Origin of the sequence: Saccharopolyspora sp. NPDC050389, assembly GCF_040655595.1 — a bacterium.
Lineage (GTDB): Bacteria > Actinomycetota > Actinomycetes > Mycobacteriales > Pseudonocardiaceae > Saccharopolyspora.
The window spans coordinates 15021-35841 of the sequence record NZ_JBFAKG010000096.1 but is presented as its reverse complement, the minus strand read 5'-3'; the positions used below and the strand labels follow the sequence as shown (position 1 = coordinate 35841).

Annotated in this window: 21 protein-coding genes and 2 pseudogenes; 9 read left to right on the top strand and 14 right to left on the bottom strand. The window is 67.9% G+C overall.

The window, feature by feature from the left end; translation table 11 throughout:
* Positions 1-75 precede the first annotated feature (75 nt).
* Together AB0I53_RS40500 and AB0I53_RS40495 are read right to left on the bottom strand one after the other, a co-directional pair.
* On the bottom strand, positions 76-606 hold the full coding sequence (locus AB0I53_RS40500) for a hypothetical protein (RefSeq protein ID WP_358614358.1): 531 nt from the start codon (positions 604-606) through the stop codon (positions 76-78).
* A 169-nt stretch (positions 607-775) separates the two neighbouring features.
* Positions 776-1294, bottom strand: a complete 519-nt coding sequence (locus AB0I53_RS40495) for a hypothetical protein (protein ID WP_358614357.1) — start codon at positions 1292-1294, stop codon at positions 776-778.
* Positions 1295-1498: 204 nt separating this feature from the next.
* Between AB0I53_RS40495 and AB0I53_RS40490 the strand changes: the two are divergent.
* A pseudogene (locus AB0I53_RS40490) lies at positions 1499-1723 on the top strand (hypothetical protein); the annotation flags it as partial.
* Here the strand turns inward: AB0I53_RS40490 and AB0I53_RS40485 are convergent.
* Complete coding sequence (locus tag AB0I53_RS40485) at positions 1680-3158, bottom strand: MFS transporter (RefSeq protein WP_358614356.1); 1479 nt, start codon at positions 3156-3158, stop codon at positions 1680-1682. The pseudogene AB0I53_RS40490 and the gene AB0I53_RS40485 sit on opposite strands and share 44 nt — an antisense overlap.
* 68 nt (positions 3159-3226) lie before the next feature.
* Between AB0I53_RS40485 and AB0I53_RS40480 the strand changes: the two genes are divergently transcribed.
* On the top strand, positions 3227-3934 hold the full coding sequence (locus AB0I53_RS40480; RefSeq protein WP_358614355.1) for a TetR/AcrR family transcriptional regulator C-terminal domain-containing protein: 708 nt from the start codon (positions 3227-3229) through the stop codon (positions 3932-3934).
* 23 nt (positions 3935-3957) lie between these two features.
* Here the strand turns inward: AB0I53_RS40480 and AB0I53_RS40475 are convergent, their stop codons facing one another.
* From AB0I53_RS40475 to AB0I53_RS40460, 4 genes are all read right to left on the bottom strand, one after another.
* Positions 3958-4131: a hypothetical protein gene (locus AB0I53_RS40475; protein WP_358614354.1), complete on the bottom strand. Its 174-nt coding sequence runs from the start codon at positions 4129-4131 to the stop codon at positions 3958-3960.
* A gap of 1174 nt (positions 4132-5305) precedes the next feature.
* Entirely contained in the window at positions 5306-6163 is an 858-nt protein-coding gene (locus AB0I53_RS40470; protein WP_358614353.1) for an SUKH-4 family immunity protein, read from the bottom strand.
* Between the two features lie 392 nt (positions 6164-6555).
* The gene (locus AB0I53_RS40465; RefSeq protein ID WP_358614352.1) at positions 6556-6951 is read right to left on the bottom strand and encodes an SDR family NAD(P)-dependent oxidoreductase; all 396 of its coding nucleotides are present in this window, start codon (positions 6949-6951) and stop codon (positions 6556-6558) included.
* Between the two features lie 212 nt (positions 6952-7163).
* Positions 7164-8099 (bottom strand): helix-turn-helix domain-containing protein, encoded by a 936-nt coding sequence (locus AB0I53_RS40460; RefSeq protein WP_358614351.1) that lies wholly within the window; start codon positions 8097-8099, stop codon positions 7164-7166.
* Positions 8100-8184: 85 nt separating this feature from the next.
* On the opposite strand from AB0I53_RS40460, the gene AB0I53_RS40455 reads away from it, so the two are divergent.
* Positions 8185-9024 (top strand): alpha/beta hydrolase, encoded by an 840-nt coding sequence (locus AB0I53_RS40455; protein WP_358614350.1) that lies wholly within the window; start codon positions 8185-8187, stop codon positions 9022-9024.
* 248 nt (positions 9025-9272) lie between these two features.
* Positions 9273-9776, top strand: a complete 504-nt coding sequence (locus tag AB0I53_RS40450; RefSeq protein WP_358614349.1) for an integrase core domain-containing protein — start codon at positions 9273-9275, stop codon at positions 9774-9776.
* 342 nt (positions 9777-10118) lie between these two features.
* Here the strand turns inward: AB0I53_RS40450 and AB0I53_RS40445 are convergent, their stop codons facing one another.
* From AB0I53_RS40445 to AB0I53_RS40420, 6 genes are all read right to left on the bottom strand, one after another.
* On the bottom strand, positions 10119-10853 hold the full coding sequence (locus AB0I53_RS40445; RefSeq protein WP_358614348.1) for a GntR family transcriptional regulator: 735 nt from the start codon (positions 10851-10853) through the stop codon (positions 10119-10121).
* Positions 10854-10900: 47 nt separating this feature from the next.
* The gene (locus AB0I53_RS40440; protein ID WP_358614347.1) at positions 10901-11842 is read right to left on the bottom strand and encodes an amidohydrolase family protein; all 942 of its coding nucleotides are present in this window, start codon (positions 11840-11842) and stop codon (positions 10901-10903) included.
* The gene (locus AB0I53_RS40435; RefSeq protein WP_358614346.1) at positions 11839-12852 is read right to left on the bottom strand and encodes an aldo/keto reductase; all 1014 of its coding nucleotides are present in this window, start codon (positions 12850-12852) and stop codon (positions 11839-11841) included. The genes AB0I53_RS40440 and AB0I53_RS40435 overlap by 4 nt, the downstream gene beginning before the upstream one ends.
* Positions 12849-13661, bottom strand: a complete 813-nt coding sequence (locus AB0I53_RS40430) for an SDR family oxidoreductase (RefSeq protein ID WP_358614345.1) — start codon at positions 13659-13661, stop codon at positions 12849-12851. The genes AB0I53_RS40435 and AB0I53_RS40430 overlap by 4 nt, the downstream gene beginning before the upstream one ends.
* 101 nt (positions 13662-13762) lie before the next feature.
* Positions 13763-14086: an L-rhamnose mutarotase gene (locus AB0I53_RS40425; protein WP_358614344.1), complete on the bottom strand. Its 324-nt coding sequence runs from the start codon at positions 14084-14086 to the stop codon at positions 13763-13765.
* Positions 14087-14123: 37 nt separating this feature from the next.
* A complete protein-coding gene (locus tag AB0I53_RS40420; RefSeq protein WP_358614343.1) occupies positions 14124-14990 on the bottom strand; it encodes a fumarylacetoacetate hydrolase family protein in 867 nt (288 codons plus the stop codon).
* Between the two features lie 197 nt (positions 14991-15187).
* On the opposite strand from AB0I53_RS40420, the gene AB0I53_RS40415 reads away from it, so the two are divergent.
* From AB0I53_RS40415 to AB0I53_RS40400, 4 genes and pseudogenes are all read left to right on the top strand, one after another.
* Positions 15188-16615, top strand: coding sequence for a sugar porter family MFS transporter (locus tag AB0I53_RS40415; protein WP_358614342.1), 1428 nt, complete (start codon positions 15188-15190; stop codon positions 16613-16615).
* A 327-nt stretch (positions 16616-16942) separates the two neighbouring features.
* The gene (locus AB0I53_RS40410; RefSeq protein WP_358614341.1) at positions 16943-18031 is read left to right on the top strand and encodes a mandelate racemase/muconate lactonizing enzyme family protein; all 1089 of its coding nucleotides are present in this window, start codon (positions 16943-16945) and stop codon (positions 18029-18031) included.
* Positions 18032-18126: 95 nt separating this feature from the next.
* The gene (locus tag AB0I53_RS40405) at positions 18127-19554 is read left to right on the top strand and encodes an MFS transporter (RefSeq protein WP_358614340.1); all 1428 of its coding nucleotides are present in this window, start codon (positions 18127-18129) and stop codon (positions 19552-19554) included.
* 75 nt (positions 19555-19629) lie between these two features.
* Positions 19630-19887 (top strand): annotated as a pseudogene (locus tag AB0I53_RS40400) (integrase core domain-containing protein); the annotation flags it as partial.
* A 230-nt stretch (positions 19888-20117) separates the two neighbouring features.
* On the opposite strand, the gene AB0I53_RS40395 reads toward AB0I53_RS40400, so the two are convergent.
* Positions 20118-20372, bottom strand: coding sequence for a hypothetical protein (locus tag AB0I53_RS40395; RefSeq protein WP_358614339.1), 255 nt, complete (start codon positions 20370-20372; stop codon positions 20118-20120).
* Between the two features lie 134 nt (positions 20373-20506).
* Between AB0I53_RS40395 and AB0I53_RS40390 the strand changes: the two genes are divergently transcribed.
* Positions 20507-20821 (top strand): hypothetical protein (locus AB0I53_RS40390; protein WP_358614338.1); only part of this gene is annotated, 315 nt, incomplete at its 3' end.

Sequence of the window (20821 nt, the reverse complement as noted above, 5' to 3'; positions counted from 1 at the left end):
ACACGGTCGGCGGGACGCTCGTGGCAGCCTGGCCCTGCTGCCTGCTGACGCTCGTTTTCTGCTGGCTCCCGCCGATCAACCGCTACGCCAAGGCGGTGAAGCTGGCCCGCTGACCGCGGCCGCGCGCTGCGGATATCGAGGCCCGTCGGGAACCGGCGGGCCTCGCCGCCTAACGACCGGTGACCGTCGCGAACACCTTGTCCAGAACGGCGGCGTCCGCGACTCCGCTCGCCAGGCGATGAAACCGTCTGGGCGCACCAGCAGCGCGCCGTCGTTGTCGAGATTCACCGAGGACGCCCACTCCTCGTCGAGTCGCACGGCGCGCACGCCGATCTCGCGCGCCGCCTCGCACCAGCGTTGCCCTGCCGGGCCTTGTACCGCGCCAAAACTCGATTCGTCGGCGTGATCTGCCCGATCCCCCGAAACTTCAGGTGCGGGCCGCGCCAAGCGGTACAGCGGCCGGCCCGCGTGGTTGTGACAGTCAGCGGTACTTGGCACCGTAATCGCGTTGCGAACAGGCGGTCTAGAGCACAGTGTCAACCGTAGTTGGCGCCATCGGTCAGCGGTACTTGGCAGGGCCGACGGTTGCCAGCGCGGAATGACCATTGCGGGTGCTCGGCGGGCGCGCTGACCGATTATTGCCAATGTGTGCCATACGAAAAGCGCCCAGCGCCGCTGGTGAGGGAGGTAAGGCTGCGCCTCCGCCGCGGCTCGGGTGCTGCGGAGGGGTTTGGCACACCTGGTGGTTTCCAGCGCACGCCATCACAAACGCGGGCTAGCCGATCTTGCCTAGGAAGTAGCCAAGGAACAGGAAAACTGTGCTGCTCACGGCCGTGACTGCCCAGTCGTCGGCTGTCCTCTTCCAAAAGGAAGGCCGTTCGGCTCGATAGACATTCCTCAACACCGCACTACTCTGTGGCCCGCTCCGGGCTGAGCCAACCACAAGCCAGACCAGGAGACCAACGAAAAGTGCTCCAATCGCCACGAGCACGAACCACGCTGCCACGACCATGGCTGGATGCAGCGGAGGTCGGTTCGTTGGCTCGTCGCGGAGTTCGTTGAGAAAGATTGAGACCATCAGGATCGCGATGAGCAGCAGGGCAAACGACGCTGCCCGAAGATCCTTGAACAGAGACGGGGAGAATCGCCGCCTGGAGGTTTTGCAGACTTCTACGATTCGACCGGCCACGCCTCGCATGTGCATGTCGGGATCGAACATGACGAGCTTCGCTTCCCGCGACCGAAGCGTGACCCGGATTCTCTTCGCTCCGTCGCCAGACGCCGTGATTGCCACAGAGTCCAACGCTTCGGGCAGGGCCGAGCGGAGAGGTCGGCGGCTGAGGTAGCGACATACCCAGGTACTTCGATACGTGGTGTGCCGACTTCGCTGACCGCCTGGATGATCTGCTCAAGCTCGTCGCGGTAGAGAACCAAGTGCCCGAGGTGCATCGCGTCCAGATCGCGCACGTACCCGCCCACGATCGGCACGGTTTTGAGACGGCTCGGCACCAGCCCGGGACAGTGGCTGCTCGGCCAGCGGCTCGACGCGACGCGGGTACTGCTGGAACAGACCAACCTTCCGGTGGAAGCCATCGCCACCCGGGTCGAACTCGCCTCGGCGGTCAACCTGCGCCGCCACTCGCGACGTGATTGGAATGCCAATCGTCATCGCGGTGGTCTCACGGCTTCTGGTGGTCTGGTGCCAGGACGCGCCAGGCGATGATGGCACCGGCGATGGCGAAGGCGGCGCAGATGAGCATGGCGATGCTCTGCGCCTGGGTGAACGCGAGGTGCGCGGCGCTGATGAGGTGCTGTTGCTGGTCGGTCAGTTCACTCAGGGTGCTGCCCAGGGATGATCCGGCGTGGACGTTCAGCGTCGGGGGCGCGAAGTGCCGGTAGCCGGCGGCGACGATGCTGCCGATGAGGGCCACGCCCAAAGCGATGCCGAGTTGCTGGTGCGTGTCGTTGAGGGCCGAGCCCATGCCCGCGCGGTCTGGTGACACGGCTCCGAGGACAGTGGTGTGGACCGCTGGCGAGGCGAGTCCTGATCCGGCTCCCGCGAGGAACAGTCCCGTGGCGATGACCGCGTAGCCGCTGGTCGGGGTGAGCATGGCAAGGACGGCGAAGCCGACTGCGGTGGCAGCGAAGCCGGTCATGATCGAGCGGCGGTAGCCGATGCGGCCGGGGAGCCGTCCACCGATCGGCGAGGCCCCGACCACGCCGATGGCCAAGGGGATGATCGCGAGACCTGCTTGCAGAGGGGTGTATTCCAGGACGTGCTGGAGGTGCTGGGTCAGGATGAACAGCACGCTGCCGGTGCCGATGGCCAAGACGGCGACCGCGGCGCTGGCCCCGGCGAACCGGCGGTCCCGGTACAGGCTCATCTCGATCATCGGGGACTGCGCACGCCGCTGACGCACCCCGAACACGACCGCGCTGGCGACGGCCAGGGCGAGGCATGCGAGCACGACCGGCGACAGCGGCCCGTGATCGGAAGCGAGGATGATCGCGGCGACGAACGAGCCCATAGCCAACGTGACCGCGGCCGCGCCCACCAGATCGATGCAACGATGCTGCCGGTCGCGGGATTCGGGGACCAGCCAGGCGATCAGCACGATCGCCACTGCCGCCAGGGCGGCATTGATCACGAAGATCCCCGGCCATCCCCACTGCTCGACCAGCACGCCACCGACGAGCGGTCCGACAGCCATCGCGGCCGAGCCAACCGCCGACCAGACCGCGAACGCCTTGACCCGCTCGCCAGGCTCGAACACGTGCACCAGGATCGCCAGCGTGCCTGGCATCACCAACGCCGCGCCGACGCCCATGAGCGTGCGGGCCGCGATCAGCCACAACGCCGTAGGCGCGAACGCCGCCGCCACCGAGGTCGCGGCCAAGATTCCCAGCCCAACGATCACCGCCAACCGGCGGCCGTAACGGTCCGCGATCAGCCCGGCGGCAACCAGGAGCCCGGCGAAGACCACGCCATAGGAGTTGAGGACCGCCTGCAACTCGGCCGGGTTCGCCCCAAGCTCGTCCTCGATGGTCGGGATTGCGACGTTGAGGATCGTGTTGTCGACGACGATCACCGTGAGCGCCACGCAGACCGCGCCCAGGATCACCCACCGCCGGGGATCACGCCGGATGCCACTGACCACACTTTCACCTACATTCATGGTTTCAAACCTACAGTGTAGGGGAAATTCAGTGTCGATAAGGTGAGGGCATGGTCGTAAAACGCAACGAGGACGTGCCCGGTGCGGTGTGGTTCCGTGAACCGCAGCAACGCCGCAAAGCTCCCGCGCTGAACCGTGAGCGCATCGTCGCGGCTGCCGTCGACCGGCTCGACCGAGAAGGAATCGACGGGCTGAGCCTGCGCAAGATCGCCGGCGACCTCGACGTGCACGCCACGAGCCTGTACTGGCATGTCGCGACCAAAGGCGACGTTCTCGACCTCGCACTCGATGAGGTCTTCGCCGAGATCACACTTCCCGACGGCCACAGCGCAACGGACTGGAAAGAGGTCGTGCTGACCTATATGCGGCAGCTTCGTGCGATGCTCTTGCGCCACCCGTGGGCAGCGCCGCTCGCCAGCACCCGGCCCCTGGCGGGACCACACGCGCTGGCACGCTCTGAGACCGTCTACGCCGCGCTTGACAGGGCCGGGTTCGAAGGAATCACCCTCTCAGCGGCCGCTGCCTCGATATCGAACCTCGTCATCGCCACCGCCTCATCCCAAGCCGCCTGGGCCAGGCAAGCAGAGGCCAACAGCCGGAACGCCCTGCGCCAGCGCATCGCCCACGATCAGGAGCTCTACCCGACACTGGCCACGCACCTGGCAGACTTCCTCGGCGACTGGGACTCACAGTTCGAAATCACCGCCCAGACCCTCATCACAGGCCTCGACGCCGGACGCAAGCAAGACACACGCTGACGCCTGCCGAGCCACCACCAGTTTCACCCACACTGCTGGCGCCCGGGCTTGCCGAGTTCGCGGACGCAGTCGCCGAACGCGCTGATGCCGGAACTGAACATGAACGAGCCGAGTAGTTCGTAGGATCGGCGGCAATCGGTGTGGTTGCAAACGGGCGTGGTCACCATGATTTCGTCCGCGCCCGCCTCCTCGAGCACGGCGTCCAGCTTGCTGCGTACGGTGGCGGGCGAGCCCGCCAAGACGCTGCGGGAGCGGGCAGCGATCTCCTCGCGGTCTGCGGCGGTGTAGGGGTACGCTGCAGCGTCTTCCGCGCTTGACGATCACCGAACCGGGGCAGCTTGCTCGCCTCGACATACACCGACGCGACCGCCTCGGCGGCATCCTCCACGAGTACCAGCACGCCGCCTGACCTGGCTGGATGACATTCTCGGCAAGGGCGCCATTTCAATGCCCATCGTCCGCATCAAAGCCTCAACCAACACCCACCGGAGCACGATCCGACCGCCGTGATCCCGCTCGACGGACCCATCCGGCATCGCAGAGTCGTCAACGGCCTGATCAACGAGTACGCCCGGGCCGCTTGATCCCGATCAACGAAACCCCCACTCAAGGGCATGCACTGAGTTTTGGCGCCCTACAGGCTGTCGCCAACACCCGTGGGTTCAGGACCCGCGCATGCGGTTCCAGACCCCGCTACTAGTGATCCCGCGGCGGTTGCACCCAGGACCTTGAGGAAATGGCGGCGGTTGGAATCGCCCGATGCCTGAGCCTCGGACACAGCGCGGGCAATCACATCGCACATAGTGCTCTTTTCGTTCGGTGTGCTGCCGGTCACCCGATCACCGCGCGGTGTTCCTCGCTGATGACGAAACTCCCCTAATACCAGGATTTTTGGGGAAGCCGGCGGATCCGAAAGCGACGTTGGCCAAATCCGACGCTTCCCAACATCAGCATTGCGGACAACCTTCGACGGGATATCGCCAACTGCCGCAGCCGCAGTTGTTGTTTGCTCCCAAGAGGTCGCGAAATTTGGAACCGGTTGTGCGCTGTGGTGAGGTTGGCGTCAGGCAAGCGGCGAAGCCGCTTCCTGCCACTCTCTTGTCGGTGCGGTAGAAGACGTACGTGCTGCCGTTCCGGCCTGTACCACGTGCTCGACGTCTACGTCGCCCACCACAACGCCGGGCGCAGCCACCGATGCGACGAGATGCTTCTGCGTGCGTCTGAAGACGAACCGAACATGATCCCCTTCCCTGCCCCGATCGACAGGATCCGACACCCGCAGCGTCTCGGTGGACTGCTCAACGAGTACCGGCCCGCCGCATGAAAGTCCAGGCCAGAACCGATAACCGAAGTTTTCGACCAGTACATGCACTATTCCAGCCGGTAGGTCATTTCGTCACCGATCAGGCCGTTCCAGACCCGGTCGCCGTAGTCACCGTCGATGGCGGAGGGGGCGATCGACCGGAAGATGCCGTGGATCGTCCGCCGAAATTGCCCGTACTCCTCGTCGTCGCGGGTGGTGGCGAAACCAAGGCCCCAGGTGGCAACGGCGAGGCAGCGCAAGAACTCCGCGAGGGACGCGTTCACCGGCCGGTAGGAGGCCGGGCTTGCCGCGGTCACCGCACCGCTGGGTTCAACGCACACAACGTCGTTCCAGCCGTCGCGGACGCGCCCCAGCACGATAGGTGTGCGGAGGTGCCCGCCATGTCCAGGGCCGAGATGCTCCTCGGCCGTCTTGAGCCCGGGGAGGAGTTCTTCCATGTCGGTGAACCAGAAGGTGTTGGCCGGCAAGCCGACCTCGGTGAGCAGCCGTGCCGTCTGGTGATCGGCCGCCAACGGCCCGAGCAGCTGTGCGGCTACGGTGACGGGGCCACCACCAACGCGGTACAGGATCTCGAGATCGGCTCGCTGCAAGGGAACGTCGCCGCGCCAGGCCGGGAGGAACCGCCAGCGGGACAGCTGAACGGGCGCGCGATCGGCGGCAAGCCTGCGGGATCGCCGCTGCGGTGCGGCGCCGATCTGGAGCAACGCGACCCCGCCGATCCCGGCCAGCACGACCCGCCGTCCAGGCAGGACGTGCGCGTCGGTGTCGCAGGTGACCGGGTCGTAGTCACGACCCTCGGTCGGCTCAAACGACGGGAGATCCAGACGCGGCTCGATTTCTCCGGGCGCCCGATCGCGGACAGGGCCTACCTCAACGCACCGATACGGGCTTGCTGGACGGCGCATCGGAGCCGGCCCATCACCTTCAACGAGGCAAGGCCAGCCCCTCGTCATCCCTCGCATGCAGTTCGGTTGCTGGAACGACGCCAACTTCCCGGTGCTGGCAGTGCCTGCCGGACTCAGCCCCAGCGACACCGTGGGGCTTGATCATCCGGCAGGCGTTCGCCTCCGTGCCAATTGATTATTCGCCGTCCACCCGGGTGTGACCGGTCAGAGGCAGCAGCTGCTTCCGGAGACGCAGCCGGTACTCCCGGACACCGTCGACAGACGGCGCGCCACGAATGGACCACGTTCCTCGAAGCCCTGTCGGGTTCCAGAAGTTGGCCGCGCTCGTGACCTGCGGTGATCGACGGGCGGCGGCAATCGAGGCATGATCGTGTGCCGTGTCGTCGCGCCTGCTATACCTGATCTTCGTTCGGCTTCTGGAATGGCTGCTGCTGCTCAGCCGTTCGTCGGCGGCCAAGGACGTGGAATTGCTGGTTCTGCGCCACGAGGTCGCCGTGCTCCGCAGAACGACCCCCAAGCCGCGCCTGGACTGGGCCGACCGCGCAGTCTTCTCCGCGCTCATCCGGCCGGTGGCCGTAGGTGCTGGAGACATTGACGATCGAGCCCTTGGCCTGGCGCAGGTGAGGCAAGGCGGCGTGGGCGAGCAGGCTGGGCGCGGTCACGTTGAGGACGAACAGGCTGGCGATGCCGTCGGCGGTGGTTTCGGCCAACGGCATCACTTTGGTGGCACCGGCGTTGTTGACCAGCACGTCCAGGCGTCCCCATTGGCTGGTCGCGGCGTTGACCACAGTCGATTTGGTCTACGGATCTTGATCATCCCATCGCGGGGACCTGGGACATCACGATTCCCGTCGAATCTTTCCACGGATCGTTGTCTTCGTCGTGGATGAAAGGGAGATCGCGTAGATGCTTGGAGCTTCAGCGGCGGGAATGGCGGCGAGCGCATTGCTGGCGGCCTGCCACATGTGGTCGTGGAATGTCGTGTGCTGGGCCTTCTTGCCTACCGGGTTTCGCCGAAGGTCCGTCGGTAGGCGCCGGGTGTGGTGCCAAGGTGCGCCCGGAAGTGGCGGCGCAGGTTGACCGCCGAGGCGAGTCCGACCCGGGTGGCGATGGCTTCCACCGGAAGGTTGGTCTGTTCCAGCAGTACCCGTGTCGCGTCGAGGCGCTGGCCGAGCAGCCACTGTCCCGGGCTGGTGCCGAGCTGTTCGGTGAACCGCCGGGCGAGAGTTCGGCTCGACAGCCCGGCGCGTTCGGCGAGCCAGCCGACGGTCAGGGTGTCGAGCTGGGAGGTGGCCCACTCCAGCAGTGGCGCCAATGACTCGTCCGCCCTGGCAGGGGCGGGCTGTGTAGCGTACTGGAGTTGGCTGCCCTCCCGGTGTGGCGGCAGCACCATGTTCCGGGCGATCTGGACGGCGTATGCCGCGCCGTGGTCGGAACGTACGAGGTGCAGGCACAGGTCGATGCCCGCGCCGGTTCCGGCGCTGGTCGCCACGTCGCCGTGGTCCACGTAGAGCACGTCCGGGTCTACCTGCACCTCGGGGAAGGTGGCGGCGAGTTGGGCGGTTTGGCGCCAGTGGGTGGTGGCGCGGCGGCCGTCGAGCAGTCCGGCCTGAGCGAGGACGAACGCCCCCGTGCAGATGGCGGCGATCCTCGCCCCGCGCTGGTGGGCAGCGCGCAGCGCCTCGGTGACGGTCGGCGGCGCCGGTGTGCCGGGCGGCTGCCAGCCGGGGACGATCACGGTGTCTGCCTCCTGCAGGGCCGTCAGCCCCGCGTCGACGAGCATCGCGTAGCCGGCGGTGGTCTGCAGGGGACCGGGACGCTCGGTGCAGATCCGGAAGTCGTAGTGGGCCGGCACGTCCTGCCGGACGGTGCCGAAGACCTCGGCGGCACAGGCGAGTTCGAAGGGTGACTGGGGCGGGTTGAGCAGGGCCACCACTCGATGACGGTTAATGGCAGGAATATACCTATGGATGTCTTTTTGGACTCTCGGCCGGGAGGTAGGCCCCGGTCACAGTGGTCCCATGAGTGAAACCACTGAAGCGGGCGTGCTGAGAACCGCAGTCCAGGTCGACGGCGAAACGGCCAGCTACCTGACCGCAGGGCAGGACGGCCCGGCCGTGTTGCTGCTGCACGGAACGTATTGGAGCCGGGTGTGGCTTCCGGTGCTGGGCCGCCTCGCGGAGGCGGGGCTGCGGCCCCTTGCGGTCGATCTCCCCGGACTGGGGCGCTCGGGAGGCGAGCTCACCCTGGAAACGGCCACGGTCCCAGCCCTTGCGGACTGGGTGGCGCGATTCGCGTCCGCGCTGAAGCTCTCCGGGCCGATCGCCGTGGCAGGTCATGACATCGGCGGCGCCGTCGCCCAGCATCTCCTCGCCCACGATCTGCTGGAGGTGTCCCGGCTGGCCTTGGTCAACTCGGTCGCCTACGACTCCTGGCCAGCGCCCCACGTGGCCCGGTTCCGGGACCCGGTGGTCGCCGCGGCGACCACCGCCGATGAACTTCTCGCCGCCCGCCGGCAGGCCGTGACATCGGCGTTGGCTGGTGCCGCCACCGAGCAGCTGATCATTGACTATCTGGATCCGTGGACCGATCCGCGGGTCCGCCGCTCCTGGCTGGCCATGGCGGGCGCGGCGGAAAGCCGCTACACCCTTGATCTCGTTCCCGCGCTGCGGCGGTCCACGACGCCTAAGTTGCTGATCTGGGGCGAGGACGACGCCTTCGAGAAGGTGGAGTACGCCGAGAAGTTCGCCTTGGAGATCCCGCAATCCACGCTCATACGTATCCCAGAAGCGGACCACATCCCCACAGAGAACGCCCCCGGCCAGATCGCCCGCGCCCTCATCGATTTCTTCACGGCGTAGAGGTCTTACTGTTCTGCACGGCTGACTTTTGCCCTGCGCTTGGCCAAGGAGAACAGCACCTGGGGCCACCGGCGCATACAAGGCGAACTCGTCCGCCTCGGCTACCCCATCGCCCCGTCCACGGTCTGGGCAATCCTGCATTCCGCGGGAGTTGACCCCTCGCCGCAGCGCTCCGGCCCACCTGGCTTCAGTTCCTCACCGCCCAGGCCCACGGCATCATTGCCGCCGACTTCCTGCACCTCGACACCGTGGCGCTCAAGCGCGTGTACGCCCTGGTCTTCATCGAGCACGGCACTCGCCGACTGCACCTCGCCGGCGTCACCGCCCATCCCACCGCCCGGTGGACCGTCCAGCAGGCCAGGAACCTCGCCATGACGCTTGGATGCCACATGGACTCGCTGCGCTTCCTGCTCCGGGACCGGGATGCGAAGTACACCCACGCCTTCGACGCCGTCTTCGCAGCCGACGACGTGAAGATCGTGCTCAGCCCACCGCAGGCACCGAAAGCGAACGCGATCCGCGAGCGAGTCGTGGGCACCCTACGCCGCGAGCTCCTCGACCGGATCCTGATCTACAACGAGGCCCACGCTTCGAACGTGCTCACCGAGTACATCCGGCACTACAACCAGCACCGCCCCCACCAGTCCCGGCACCAACTACCCCCGGACAACACCGAACCACCACCAGCCCGGCCACCGTCACCGACCTCCAGGCCCACCAGATCCGGCGACAACCCATCCTCGACGGCCTAATCAACGAGTACCACCACGACGCTGCCTGACCGCACGGCATTGCCCCGGTTCACAAGGCCGAATCATATTTTCGAGCGGCACACGGCTGCTGGTTGCACTACCGCGAGTATGCCGACGAGCTCGATGACTCGGCATGCACGTCATCACCCGAGCTGAGACGTAGATCTGACCGCCAGGGGCAGGAAGATCACCCCGGGCCCGCTGTGGCGCGGAGCAGGCGACCTGGGATCCCATCCATTGCAGGTAGTCCTGGTCGGCGGGCAGCGTTTCGATCATCGAGACGACCGAAATGCCCGCCTGCTCGGCACGAACGCGCAGTCGAGCTCAGGCTGACGAGCACGCTCATCCAGAACTTGGCGGCTCCTGGCGGCTGCGTTGCCGTTCGAGGCTGCGTTCCAGATGTTCTGTCATCGCCTCGGCGGTGCGGTCGGGGATGCGGCGCAGTACGGCTCGGACGATTCGCTCGTGCTCTGCCAGGGTCTGTTCGCCCGCGCCCGGGATGCTGCTGAGCCGGAAAATGTGGAGGTGGGAGTGGAGTCGTTCCACAGCGTCCGCGAGCAGGGGGCGTCCTGCGGCCTCCGCGAGAGTGTTGTGGAAGCGCTGATCGAGTACCGCGAACTCGCGGTACTCGGCGTACCGGCTGCCGGAGCCTGGCCGGAACCGCATGTCCTCGACGATCTGTTCGAGCTGGTCGAGCTGGTCCTCGCTGGCGTTGCTGGCGGCGAGGGCCGCCGCCTTCGGCTCCAGCAGCAGCCGCATCTCGAAGAGCTCTTCCAGGTCCTGCGGGGTGAGCAGCTCGGTGGCTCGGTACCCGGCCTGTGAACGCTTCACGACCAGGCCGTCGGATTCCAGCCGGGCGAGGGCCTCACGTACCGGGGTGGGTGACACCTGGAGGTCACGGGAGAGGGCCTCGATTCCGACCCTGGCTCCGGGTGCGATCTCGTGGTCCATGACCATGGCCTTGATGGATTCGTAGACGCGGTCGGCGAGGGCCTGCCGCTGCGGCGACGTCTGGCGAGCCGAGCGGTCCGCTGGTTCTACCCGGTGCCGGGGACCGGGGAGGTCTTCCGACAACATCCGACCTCCTCGGCTGGTGGAATGTGCGGCGTACGGACGCGGACAGTTTATTGATCGGCGAGACTCTGACGGGATAGCACCTGGCGTTCCAGGCCGTAGACGCGGCGTGCGTTGCCCGCGAAGACGGCAGCCCGCTCCGTTTGCGAGAGCGTGGCGCTGAGCTGTTCCGCGACACCAACGACGGCTGCGTACTCTGCCGCCAGAGTGCACACCGGCCAGTCGGAACCGAAGAGGATGCGGTCGGGCCCGAAAAGTCGAAAGGCGTGCTCGGCGTACGGCCGCATTCCCTCGACGGTCCAGTGCTGCCAGTCGGCTTCGGTCACCAGGCCGGAGAGCTTGCACTCGACGTGCGGCAGCGCGGCGAGCCGGGCGAGGTCGTCGGCCCAGGGCCGCAACGCACCGGAGGCCACCGGCGGTTTGCCAAGGTGGTCTAGCACGAACCGGCAGCCGGGCAGCGCGGCCGCGGTCTGCACGGCGGCCGGCAACTGCGTCGGGGTGACGAGCAGTTCGTAGACGAGTCCGGCCTCGGCAACCGCGCGCAAACCCCGGCGTACGTCAGGGCGGCACAGCCAGCGCGGGTCGGGCTCGTCCTGTGCCTGGTGTCGGATGCCCGCCAGACGCCGCCCACCGGGCAGCTCCCGCAGTGCGGCCAGACGGTCCGCGATGGCGGGGTCGGTGAGATCGGCCCAGCCGACGACCGCCGCGACCGGCCCGGGGCCGGCCGCCAGGCGCAGAAGTTCGGCGGTCTCCCGCTCGTCCGGCACGGTCTGCACCACAACGGTGTGGTGTACCCCGGCGGCGCGGGCCTGCGGCTCCAGCTCCGCGAGGAGGAAGTCGCGGCGAAGCGGCCGCAGGGCTTCTCCGGTGATCCACGGCTGGTCTCGCACCGACAGATCCCACACATGGTGGTGCGCGTCGACCCGGCTGTCGGCGCATGTGGTGTCCGGGCGACCGCCGTCGTCGCGCCCGCCCGCTGGCCGCCCCGTCACGAGGTCACCTCCGGCACGGCGGAGCCCTCGGGTAACAGCCCCTCCGCCGCCAGGTCGGCCCACAATTCCTCGGGAACGGGTGCTCTGACCGCCGCGATGTTCTGCCGCACCTCGTCCGGGGTGCGCATACCGGCCAGTACCGTGCGCACCACCGGATGACGGCCGGGGAACGCCAGTGCCGCAGCGGCCGGGGTGACGTCGTGACGGGTGCAGACCGCCGCGATCCGCTGTGCTCTGCGCAGCAGGTGTTCGGGGGCGGCGGAGTAGTCGAAAGGGGCGCCGGGCCCGGGGGCGGCCAGCAGGCCGCTGTTGAACACCCCGGCGCCGACGATGTCGACGCCCCGCTGCTGGCAGAGCGGAAACAGCTCGCGGGCAGCCCCGGCATCCAGCAAGGTGTATCGACCGGCGATCAGCAAGCAGTCGACGTCGGTCTCCCGGACGAAGCGGGCCGGAACGGCGGTGTGGTTGGTGCCGACGCCGACAGAACCGATCACGCCTTCCGCACGCAGTCGTTCCAGCACCGGATACGCCTCGCCCAGGGCCTGTTCGGCGTGGTCTTCGGGGTCGTGCAGGAAGACGATGTCGACGTGATCGAGACCGAGCCGCCGCAGGCTCTCGTCGAGGGAGCGCAGCGCGCCTTCGCCGCTGTGGTCGGTCACCCGCACGCGGTTGGGAGTGCCGTAGAACCCGGCGATGCCCTGGACGTCCGCTGCCGGCCCGTCGTGCGGGACGAGCAGGCGGCCGACTTTGGTCGACACCACGTACGAGCCACGCGGTTTGTCGGCGAGGAAGCGGCCGAGCCGCTCCTCGGACAGGCCGACGCCGTAGTGCGGAGCAGTGTCGAAGTAGCGGATGCCCGCTTCCCAAGCGGCCTCAAGCGTGGCGTGCGCTTCATCGTCACCGAGTGGTGCGTAGAGGCCGCCGAGCGACGCCGCACCGAAGCCCAGGCTGGTGACGGGAAGCCGGGCGCGGCCAAGGAACCGCGTGGGGAGCCCGCCGTCCGCGCTCATGGTGCGTTCACCGGCGCAGCCGGGCGCAGCCGCAGGCCCTGCATGCCGCCGTCGATGGCGAGGGCGGTGCCGGTGGTCGCCCCGGCGAAGGGGCTCGCGAGGTAGCAGACGGCGGCGGCGACCTCCTGCGCGGAGACGAGTCGGCCGGTGGGCTGGCGGGCTTGGAGGGCGGCCCGTTCGGCGGCCGGGTCGGCGGCGGCGTCGAGGAGACGGCCGACCCAGGGGGTGTCCACGGTGCCCGGGTTGACGCAGTTGACGCGCACGCCCTCGCGTACGTGGTCGGCGGCCATGGCTCGGGTGAGTGCGAGCACGGCGCCCTTGCTGGCGCTGTAGAGGGCGCGCTGCGGCAGACCGGCGGTGGCCGCGATGGAACAGGTGTTGACGATGGCGGTGCTGCCAGGCCGAGCTGCCGCACCGCGCCGCAGCCACGGGAGGGCGGCGGCGCTGACCCGGGCGATGCCGATCACGTTGACGTCGAGGACATGCCGCCACTGCGACTCGTCAATGTCCTCGACCGTGCCTTGAGCGCCGATGCCCGCGTTGTTGACCAGGATGTCGAGGCGTTGGAAGCGCTCGCCGACAGCGGCCAGCGCCGCCTGCACGGAGGCCGTGTCGCTGACGTCGCAGACCTGTCCGTGCTGCCCGTCGGGCAGGTTGTCGGTCGTGAGGTCGAGGACGCAAACCTCGGCGCCGCGGCGGGCGAGTTCGGTCGCGATGGCCAATCCGATGCCGGAGGCACCGCCGGTCACCGCGGCCACGAGCCCACCGAACTCGGCGTCGGGTGCGATTTGTTCCGTCTGCTCTGCCATGAATGCTCGCTGTCCTTCGTCCGTTCGTCATGGGTAGCGTCGGCGCGTTGTGCGTGCCGTGAAACCGGTGGGTGCGCCTGTGTCGGCCAAGGCGGGGTTGCCTATTCCATGAGGAAGAGCTGTTCCATGCCGGTCCACCACTCCCCCGGCGCGGCTTCCTCGACCGGCTCCTGGCAGGGGTCGGTGAGTTTCCACCACTCCTGCGTGGCCTCGTCCGCGGCGACCGCGGCGAGATCCGCCGGCAGGTCATCGCCGTGGTACTCGAAGTAGCTGAAGAGCCGGTCGCCGAGCAGATGGATCGAGTAGTTGGCGATGTTGCTGCGCCGCAACCGGTCGAGCACCGGCCGTGGGACGTTGCGGTGCAGTTCCCGGTATTCGGCGAGCTTCTCGGGTCGTACTTTGATGACCTGGGCGATGCGTTGCATGCCGGGCTCCCTTCGGTGACCGCGGGCTCGGCCGGTTTCAGCCGACGCGCGCGTCCCGCAGTGTCTGACGCTGGTGGCCGAGCCGGTCGATCTCCAGCTCGACGATGTCGCCGGCCTTCAGATAGGGAAACCGCCCGGAGAGCGCGACGCCTTGGGGCGTGCCGGTGTTGATGACGTCACCGGGGTCCAGGGTCAGGTAGTGGCTGAGGTGCCAGACGAGTTCGTGGACGCCGAAGATCATGTCGGCGGTCGAGGAGTCTTGGCGTGGCTCACCGTTGACCCGGCTGCGCAACGTCAGGGACTGCGGGCCGAAGGGTAGTTCGTTGGCGGGTACGAGCCAGGGCCCGAGTGGGTTGAACGTCTCGCAGGACTTGCCCTTGGACCACTGCCCGCCGGACTCGGCCAGTTGGTAGGTGCGTTCGGAGACGTCGTGCGAGATGGCGTAGCCGGCGATACAAGCCGCGGCCTCGGCTGCCGACGACAGGTATCGAGCAGGCCGCCCGATGACGACGGCGAGCTCGACTTCCCAGTCCACCTTCTCCGCGCCCGGGGGCAGCAGTACATCGTCGTAAGGGCCGACGATCGTGTTGGGGTGTTTGAAGAAGAGGACCGGGGCGGTCGGGGGCTCGCTGCCGGACTCCGCGGCATGGGCCGCGTAGTTCTGTCCGATGCACACGACGGCCGTCGGGCGGGCGACCGGAGCTCCAACCCGTAGCCGGTCAGCATCGGGGAGCAGTGGGAGGGTGCCCGCCTCCAGCGCGCGCCGGACCCGGCTGATCCCGCCGTCTGCGAGGAAGGCGCCGTCGATGTCGCGGGTGACGGGCGTCAGATCGCGGATCGCCCCCGTGTCATCGCGAACGGCCGGGCGTTCCCGGCCCACTTCCCCTAGTCGCATGAGTTGCATGGGCACTCCCCTTTAATTCGCGACATCACTCCAAAAATCCTATAGGAAACATGAAGCTCTGCGAACCCCTGTCGCGGTCCGGCTGCCGCAAGATTGAGAAACTTGGTGTACCGCAGCCCTTGACGACACAGTAGCCTCCATGCGTAATCTCCTCCGAGCATATTTCCTATAGGAAAATCTGGGTCTCGGGAGGATACATGGTCGACTCCGCGCGGTCCGTCGATGTAGGGCGGCTCTCGCCGGACCCCGGTCGGGAGGGCCCAGGTCCGCAGCAGGCCGACACCGCGGCACCCATGCCGCGTTTCGTCAAGGCAGTCGCCGTGCTTGGCGGCATGGCCGGCCTGCTGTACGGGTACGACTCCGGCGCGATCGCGACAGCACTGCCCTTCGCCACCGACCAATTCGGGCTCTCGCCGACTCAGCAGGGACTGGTCACGAGCCTGATCCTGCTGGGCGCGCTCCCGTCGATCGTGGTCGGTTCGCTGGCCGCCAAGCGGTACGACCGGCGGCACCTGCTGCTCGTCGCCGGCGTCATCTTCATCGTCGGCTCACTGGGCTGCGCCTTCTCGGTCAGCGTCGCCACCCTGCTCGTCTCGCGCTTCGCCCTCGGCCTGGCCGTGGGACTGGCCAACATGTTCGGCTTGATCTACCTGACCGAGCTGGCCCCGAAGCGCACCCGCGGCATGATCAGCGCTCTGTACCAGCTCAGCGTCAACATCGGCATTCTCGTCGCCTACGGCACCGGTGACGCCCTGCGCGGCTCCGGCTCGTGGCAGTGGATGCTCGGACTGGGCGCACTGCCAGCGGCCCTCTTCCTGGTCGGCATGCTGCTCAGCCCGGCGAGCCCGCGTTGGCTGACCCTGCGAGGCCGGGACGCCGAGGCACTCCAGGTGCTGCGGCGGTTGCGCATCTCGACGTCCGAGGCCGACGCCGAGGCCGCCGAGATCCGGCGGAGCCTGAGCCGGCAGGAGGCCGGGCTTCGCGAGTTGCTGCGCCGCTACCGCCCCGCCATGGCCATCGGCCTGACCCTCACCTTCTTCCAGGTCTTCACCGGCATCAACGCCGTGGTCTACTACGCACCAACGGTCTTCGCCGACGCCACCGGCCATTCCCCCGACACCGGGATCATCGCCAACTACAGCGTCGGCGGCGCCCTGGTGCTGTCCACCGCGCTGTCCCTTCCGCTGATCGACCGGCTGGGCCGGGTGAAGCTGCTCGCGCTGAGCCTGGGCGGCCAGGTACCGCCGCTGGTCCTGCTGGCACTCTTTCCCCACCAGTCGGTGCTCGACGTCATCTGCGTCTTCGTCTTCACCTTCGCCTTCGGTTTCGGCCTCGGCCCGGTGTTCTGGCTCTACGTACCGGAAATCCTGCCGCTGCGCGCCCGCGCCCTCGGCATGGGCGTGGTCACCTTCACCCAGTACCTGTTCAACTTCCTCTTCTCGCTGACCTTCCCCGATCTGCTGGGCGCCATCGGCTTCTGGGTCTTCGCCATCTACGCGCTGCTGTCCGCGCTCGGACTGGCCTTCGTGCTGACCCGCGTACCGGAGACGGCGGGCAGGTCCTTGGAGGACATCGAAACCACCTGGCGGCAACAGGCCGAACCCGCCTCGGTGCCAGGCACCTGACCAGGACACCAACCCCAATACCGGACCCCGCCGATCAGCAGTACAGGACGGCGAAAGCGGTCGGAGATACCGCGAGAGCAAGGGCAAGGAGTGACGCATGCGGGTCGCACTGCTCGTGACGTGCGTGAACGACACGCTGTATCCCGGCACAGGGATCGCGGCAGTCCAGCTGCTGGAGCGGCTGGGGGTGGAGGCGCATTTACCCCGCCACCAGTGACATCGAAAGCGTCCACAGTCCCCGCACCCGCCACGTCGTCCTGCTGGCCACCTGACCCGGCCCGCACGCCCTCCGTACCGAACGCCGCAACCCTCCGAAAGGCCCGCTCGATGACCACCATCACCAAGGTCGACACCCGGCTCGTCAACATCGAGCCCGAGGTGCTGCGCACCGACGCCACGCAGACCTTCGTACGCCAGGAGACAATCCTCGTCACGGTGGAGACCGACGACGGGCTGCGCGGCACCGGCTACTCGTACACCATCGGCACCGGCGGTTCGTCCGTCCTGGCGCTGTTGCGCGACCACCTCGCGCCTACCCTGATCGGTTCCGACGCCCGCGACATCGAAGCGATCTGGGCCAGGTCGCTCGCCTCGACGCGCGCCACCGCCTTCGGCGCCCTCACCTCCCTCGCCCTGGCCGCGGTCGACACCGCGCTGTGGGATCTCAGGTGCCTGCGCGCCGAGGAACCCCTGTGGCGCCTGGCCGGGGGTGCGCACGACCGGCTGCCGGTGTACGACACCGAGGGCGGCTGGCTCCACCTGCCCACCGAGGAACTCGTGGCCAACGCCGTGAAGTCGCGCGCCTCCGGACTGCGCGGTGCCAAGTTCAAGGTGGGCAAGCCGACCGCCGGGGAGGATGTCGAGCGGCTGGCAGCGGTCCGGGAGGCGGTCGGCCCCGACTGGGAGATCATGGTCGACGCCAACCAGTCGATGACCGGCGCCGAGGCCATCCGACGCGCCCGCACCTACGAGTCGCTCGACATCGCCTGGTTCGAGGAACCGCTGCCCGCGGAGGACGTGGCCGGACACCTGCGGTTGGCCCGTTCCACCACCGTGCCCGTCGCGGTCGGTGAGTCGATCTACAGCGTGGGGCACTTCGCCGAGTACCTGGCTGCTGGTGCCGCGGGCATCGTCCAGGTCGACGTGGCGCGGGTCGGCGGTATCACGCCGTGGCTGAAGGTCGCGCACGCCGCGGAGGCGTTCAACGTCAAGGTCGCGCCCCACTTCCTGATGGAACTGCACGCCAGCCTGGCCTGCGCCGTCCCGGCCGGCATGTACGTCGAGCACATCCCGCAGCTCGGCTCGATCACCCGCAGCGCGCTGCACATCGAGGACGGCTGCGTCATACCGCCAAAGGCTCCCGGCCTCGGCATCGAGTGGGACGAGGACGCCATCGCGAATCTGCGGGTCGCGTAGCGGACGGCCCGCTCAGTCCCGTCACCTCCCGTTACCGGTATCGACCGGGAGACCGTTCCCACTCCGCTCTCCATTTCGCCGCGAAGGAGCAGGAAATGGCAACATCTCAACACGCGCCCAGCGCCGTCCCGGAGACGTCGATGAAGCGCGTCATACCCGCTGCACTCATCGGTTCGGCGCTGGAGTGGTACGACTTCTACCTGTACGCGGTCGCCTCGGCACTCGTCTTCAACAAGATCGTCTTCCCTGCCCACGACGCATTCGTCGGCACGCTCGCCGCGTTCTCGACCCTGGCCCTCGGCTACTTCGTCCGGCCGCTGGGCGGCGCGCTCTTCGGCAGCCTCGGGGACCGGCTCGGCCGGCGCCACGTGCTGGTCGTCACCTTGCTGGTGATGGGCGGTACGACCGTACTGATGGCCTTCCTGCCCACCTACGAACAAGTCGGCATCTGGTCACCGGTCATGCTGGTGGTGCTGCGCATCGTCCAGGGGCTCGGCGCCGGGGCCGAGTTCGGCGGTTCCGCGGTCCTGTCCGTGGAATTCGCCCGGCCACGCCGTCGCGGCCTGCATGGGGCATGGCCGGCGTCGGGCGTGTACCTGGGGCTGCTGCTGGCGTCCGCAGCCATGGGTGCGGTCGCGAGCCTTCCGCCGAATGAGTTCCTGGCCTGGGGCTGGCGACTTCCGTTCGCCGCGAGCGTCCTGGTCATCGTCCTGGCACTGTTCATCCGGCTGCGCCTGCAGGAGTCGCCGGCCTTCCGCGAGGTGGACCGCAAGGACGAGGTGGCCAAGGCGCCGGTGCGGGAGGTGCTCACTCAGGAGCGCCGCGGCGCGCTCGTCCTGATCGGCACGCAGAGCGCCCAGACGGTGATGGCGTACCTCTTCCTGACTTTCATCACGTCCTACGTCAGCGACACCCTCCACATGGACGGCTCGGCCGGGCCGTTTGCGGTGACGGTCGCCGCGCTGGCAGCGCTGGTGGCGATGCCGCTGTTCGGGGCTCTTTCGGACCGGTTCGGCCGCCGCCCGGTGCTGCTGTTCGGCACGGTCTTCTGCGCGCTGTACGCCTTCCCGTTCTTCTGGATCATCGACACGACGCGCAGTCGATTCGGCCTAACGGTCGCGCTCGTCATCGGGCTCGGCCTTGGCGTCGCCGCGATGTTCGGCCCGCAGGGCGCCTACTTCGCGGAGCTGTTCTCTGCCCGGGTGCGGATGACAGGGCTCACTTTCAGCCGAGAGATCGGCGGAGCCATCGCCGGCGGGCTCACGCCGATCATCGCCCTGACACTCGTGGAGTGGGCCGGCGGCCGCTCCTGGGCGGTGTCGCTGTTCGCCGTGCTGGCATGTTTGGTCATCGGACTACCCGCGGTGTGGTTCGGCCCGGAGACCAGGGGGCGCTCCCTGCTGGCCTCGACCCGCGCCGATCTGGAAGCTTCCACAGGCTCCTTCGCGGACGAGCGGTCCGCGACGCCGGTGAACGCCGTTCAGCCCGACGAACCGGCGCTGCGGCCGCACGAGCGCCGCTGATCATCTCGTTCCCACCTTCGGCGGGATGACGGGCAGTACACCTCGGCCGCCTTCGCCGCCGTCTGCGACCGTTATGGCGTTCGACGGTCGATGGGCCGGGTCGGCTCCAGTTATGATAACGCCCTAGCGGAAGCATTTTTCGCGACGCTCAAACGCGAATTACTCCACAATGGACGAGCCGCGTGGGCTAATGAAGCCGAGGCTAGACAGCAGGTCTTTCGCTGGATCGCCTTCTACAACCACCGACGCCGGCACTCGGCACTGGACCACCACAGTCCCACCGACTACGAACGCAACCTCGAATCAACTACAGTGCGAGATCTCGCAGCATGAAACCCCGTGTCCACACTCCCGGGGGAACTCCACAGGTCCCTTCGAGCTCGCCTGCCGACGAGCGGTCATTGCGGAAACTGGCCGGCCGCTTCGGCTATCGCTACGTGCCCCCAGCCGTCTCGGCCGCGCGTACCCAGTCGACTTTCCCATGTTCTGCAACGGATATCGCCCCTGATAAACCGTGGCCGCTGCGCACCGTCACCGCACGCATCGCGACAAGGCAGGAGCGTTCAGGATGAGCCGTCGCTGCCGCAACCAGGCTCCGTCCGCAGCCTGGACACGATCCGGTAGTCGACGTGAACCTCGCGGTATGTGACGCCCGCGAGAACGGGGTCTGGGAGGTGGGTGCGCTCGCTGCCAGACACCGACTCCTCGCCGGGATGGCCTGTGAATTCGACCTGGGTGTCCGGCACTTCGTGAAAGCGCATCTCCCGCGCGTACACCATGCTGGTGAACGTCACCTCCGCTGCTCCATCGACGGTCACTGGTTCACATCCCGTCCAGTCGGTCTGGGCCGCTTGGGAGGCTCCCGCCGTGGCCCGCCTGACGCCCAGCGTTCGGTGGGTGTGCCGGCCTGGGCGCCACGTCTGGCTTTTCCCCCTGCTCGCTCCCGTGGGCGTTGACCGCCCTTGGTGGGACGGCTCGTGTCTTCGTCACCGACGGCTTCCCCGACATCTTCGACCGCTTGGTCCACAGTTCGTCCGACCTGTTCGACGGCGCCTCTGGTGGTTTCGCCCACCTCTTCGACGGTCTCGCCGACGTCTTCGACCGCTTCACCCGCACCGCGCCCGACCTGCTTGACCGCCTCACCAGTACCTCCCCCGACCTCTTCGACCGCCTCACCCGCACCGCGCCCGACCTGCTTGACCGCCTCACCAGTACCTCCCCCGACCTCTTCGACCGCCTCACCCGCACCGCGCCCGACCTGCTTGAC

Coding starts and splice junctions, on each gene's coding strand:
- AB0I53_RS40415 (WP_358614342.1), top strand. CDS start 15,188: ATGGTCGACTCCGCGCGGTCCGTCGATGTAGGGCGGCTCTCGCCGGAC.
- AB0I53_RS40470 (WP_358614353.1), bottom strand. CDS start 6,163: ATGCGCCGTCCAGCAAGCCCGTATCGGTGCGTTGAGGTAGGCCCTGTC.
- AB0I53_RS40420 (WP_358614343.1), bottom strand. CDS start 14,990: ATGCAACTCATGCGACTAGGGGAAGTGGGCCGGGAACGCCCGGCCGTT.
- AB0I53_RS40455 (WP_358614350.1), top strand. CDS start 8,185: ATGAGTGAAACCACTGAAGCGGGCGTGCTGAGAACCGCAGTCCAGGTC.
- AB0I53_RS40410 (WP_358614341.1), top strand. CDS start 16,943: ATGACCACCATCACCAAGGTCGACACCCGGCTCGTCAACATCGAGCCC.
- AB0I53_RS40430 (WP_358614345.1), bottom strand. CDS start 13,661: ATGGCAGAGCAGACGGAACAAATCGCACCCGACGCCGAGTTCGGTGGG.
- AB0I53_RS40445 (WP_358614348.1), bottom strand. CDS start 10,853: ATGTTGTCGGAAGACCTCCCCGGTCCCCGGCACCGGGTAGAACCAGCG.
- AB0I53_RS40405 (WP_358614340.1), top strand. CDS start 18,127: ATGGCAACATCTCAACACGCGCCCAGCGCCGTCCCGGAGACGTCGATG.
- AB0I53_RS40500 (WP_358614358.1), bottom strand. CDS start 606: ATGGTCATTCCGCGCTGGCAACCGTCGGCCCTGCCAAGTACCGCTGAC.
- AB0I53_RS40425 (WP_358614344.1), bottom strand. CDS start 14,086: ATGCAACGCATCGCCCAGGTCATCAAAGTACGACCCGAGAAGCTCGCC.
- AB0I53_RS40435 (WP_358614346.1), bottom strand. CDS start 12,852: ATGAGCGCGGACGGCGGGCTCCCCACGCGGTTCCTTGGCCGCGCCCGG.
- AB0I53_RS40480 (WP_358614355.1), top strand. CDS start 3,227: ATGGTCGTAAAACGCAACGAGGACGTGCCCGGTGCGGTGTGGTTCCGT.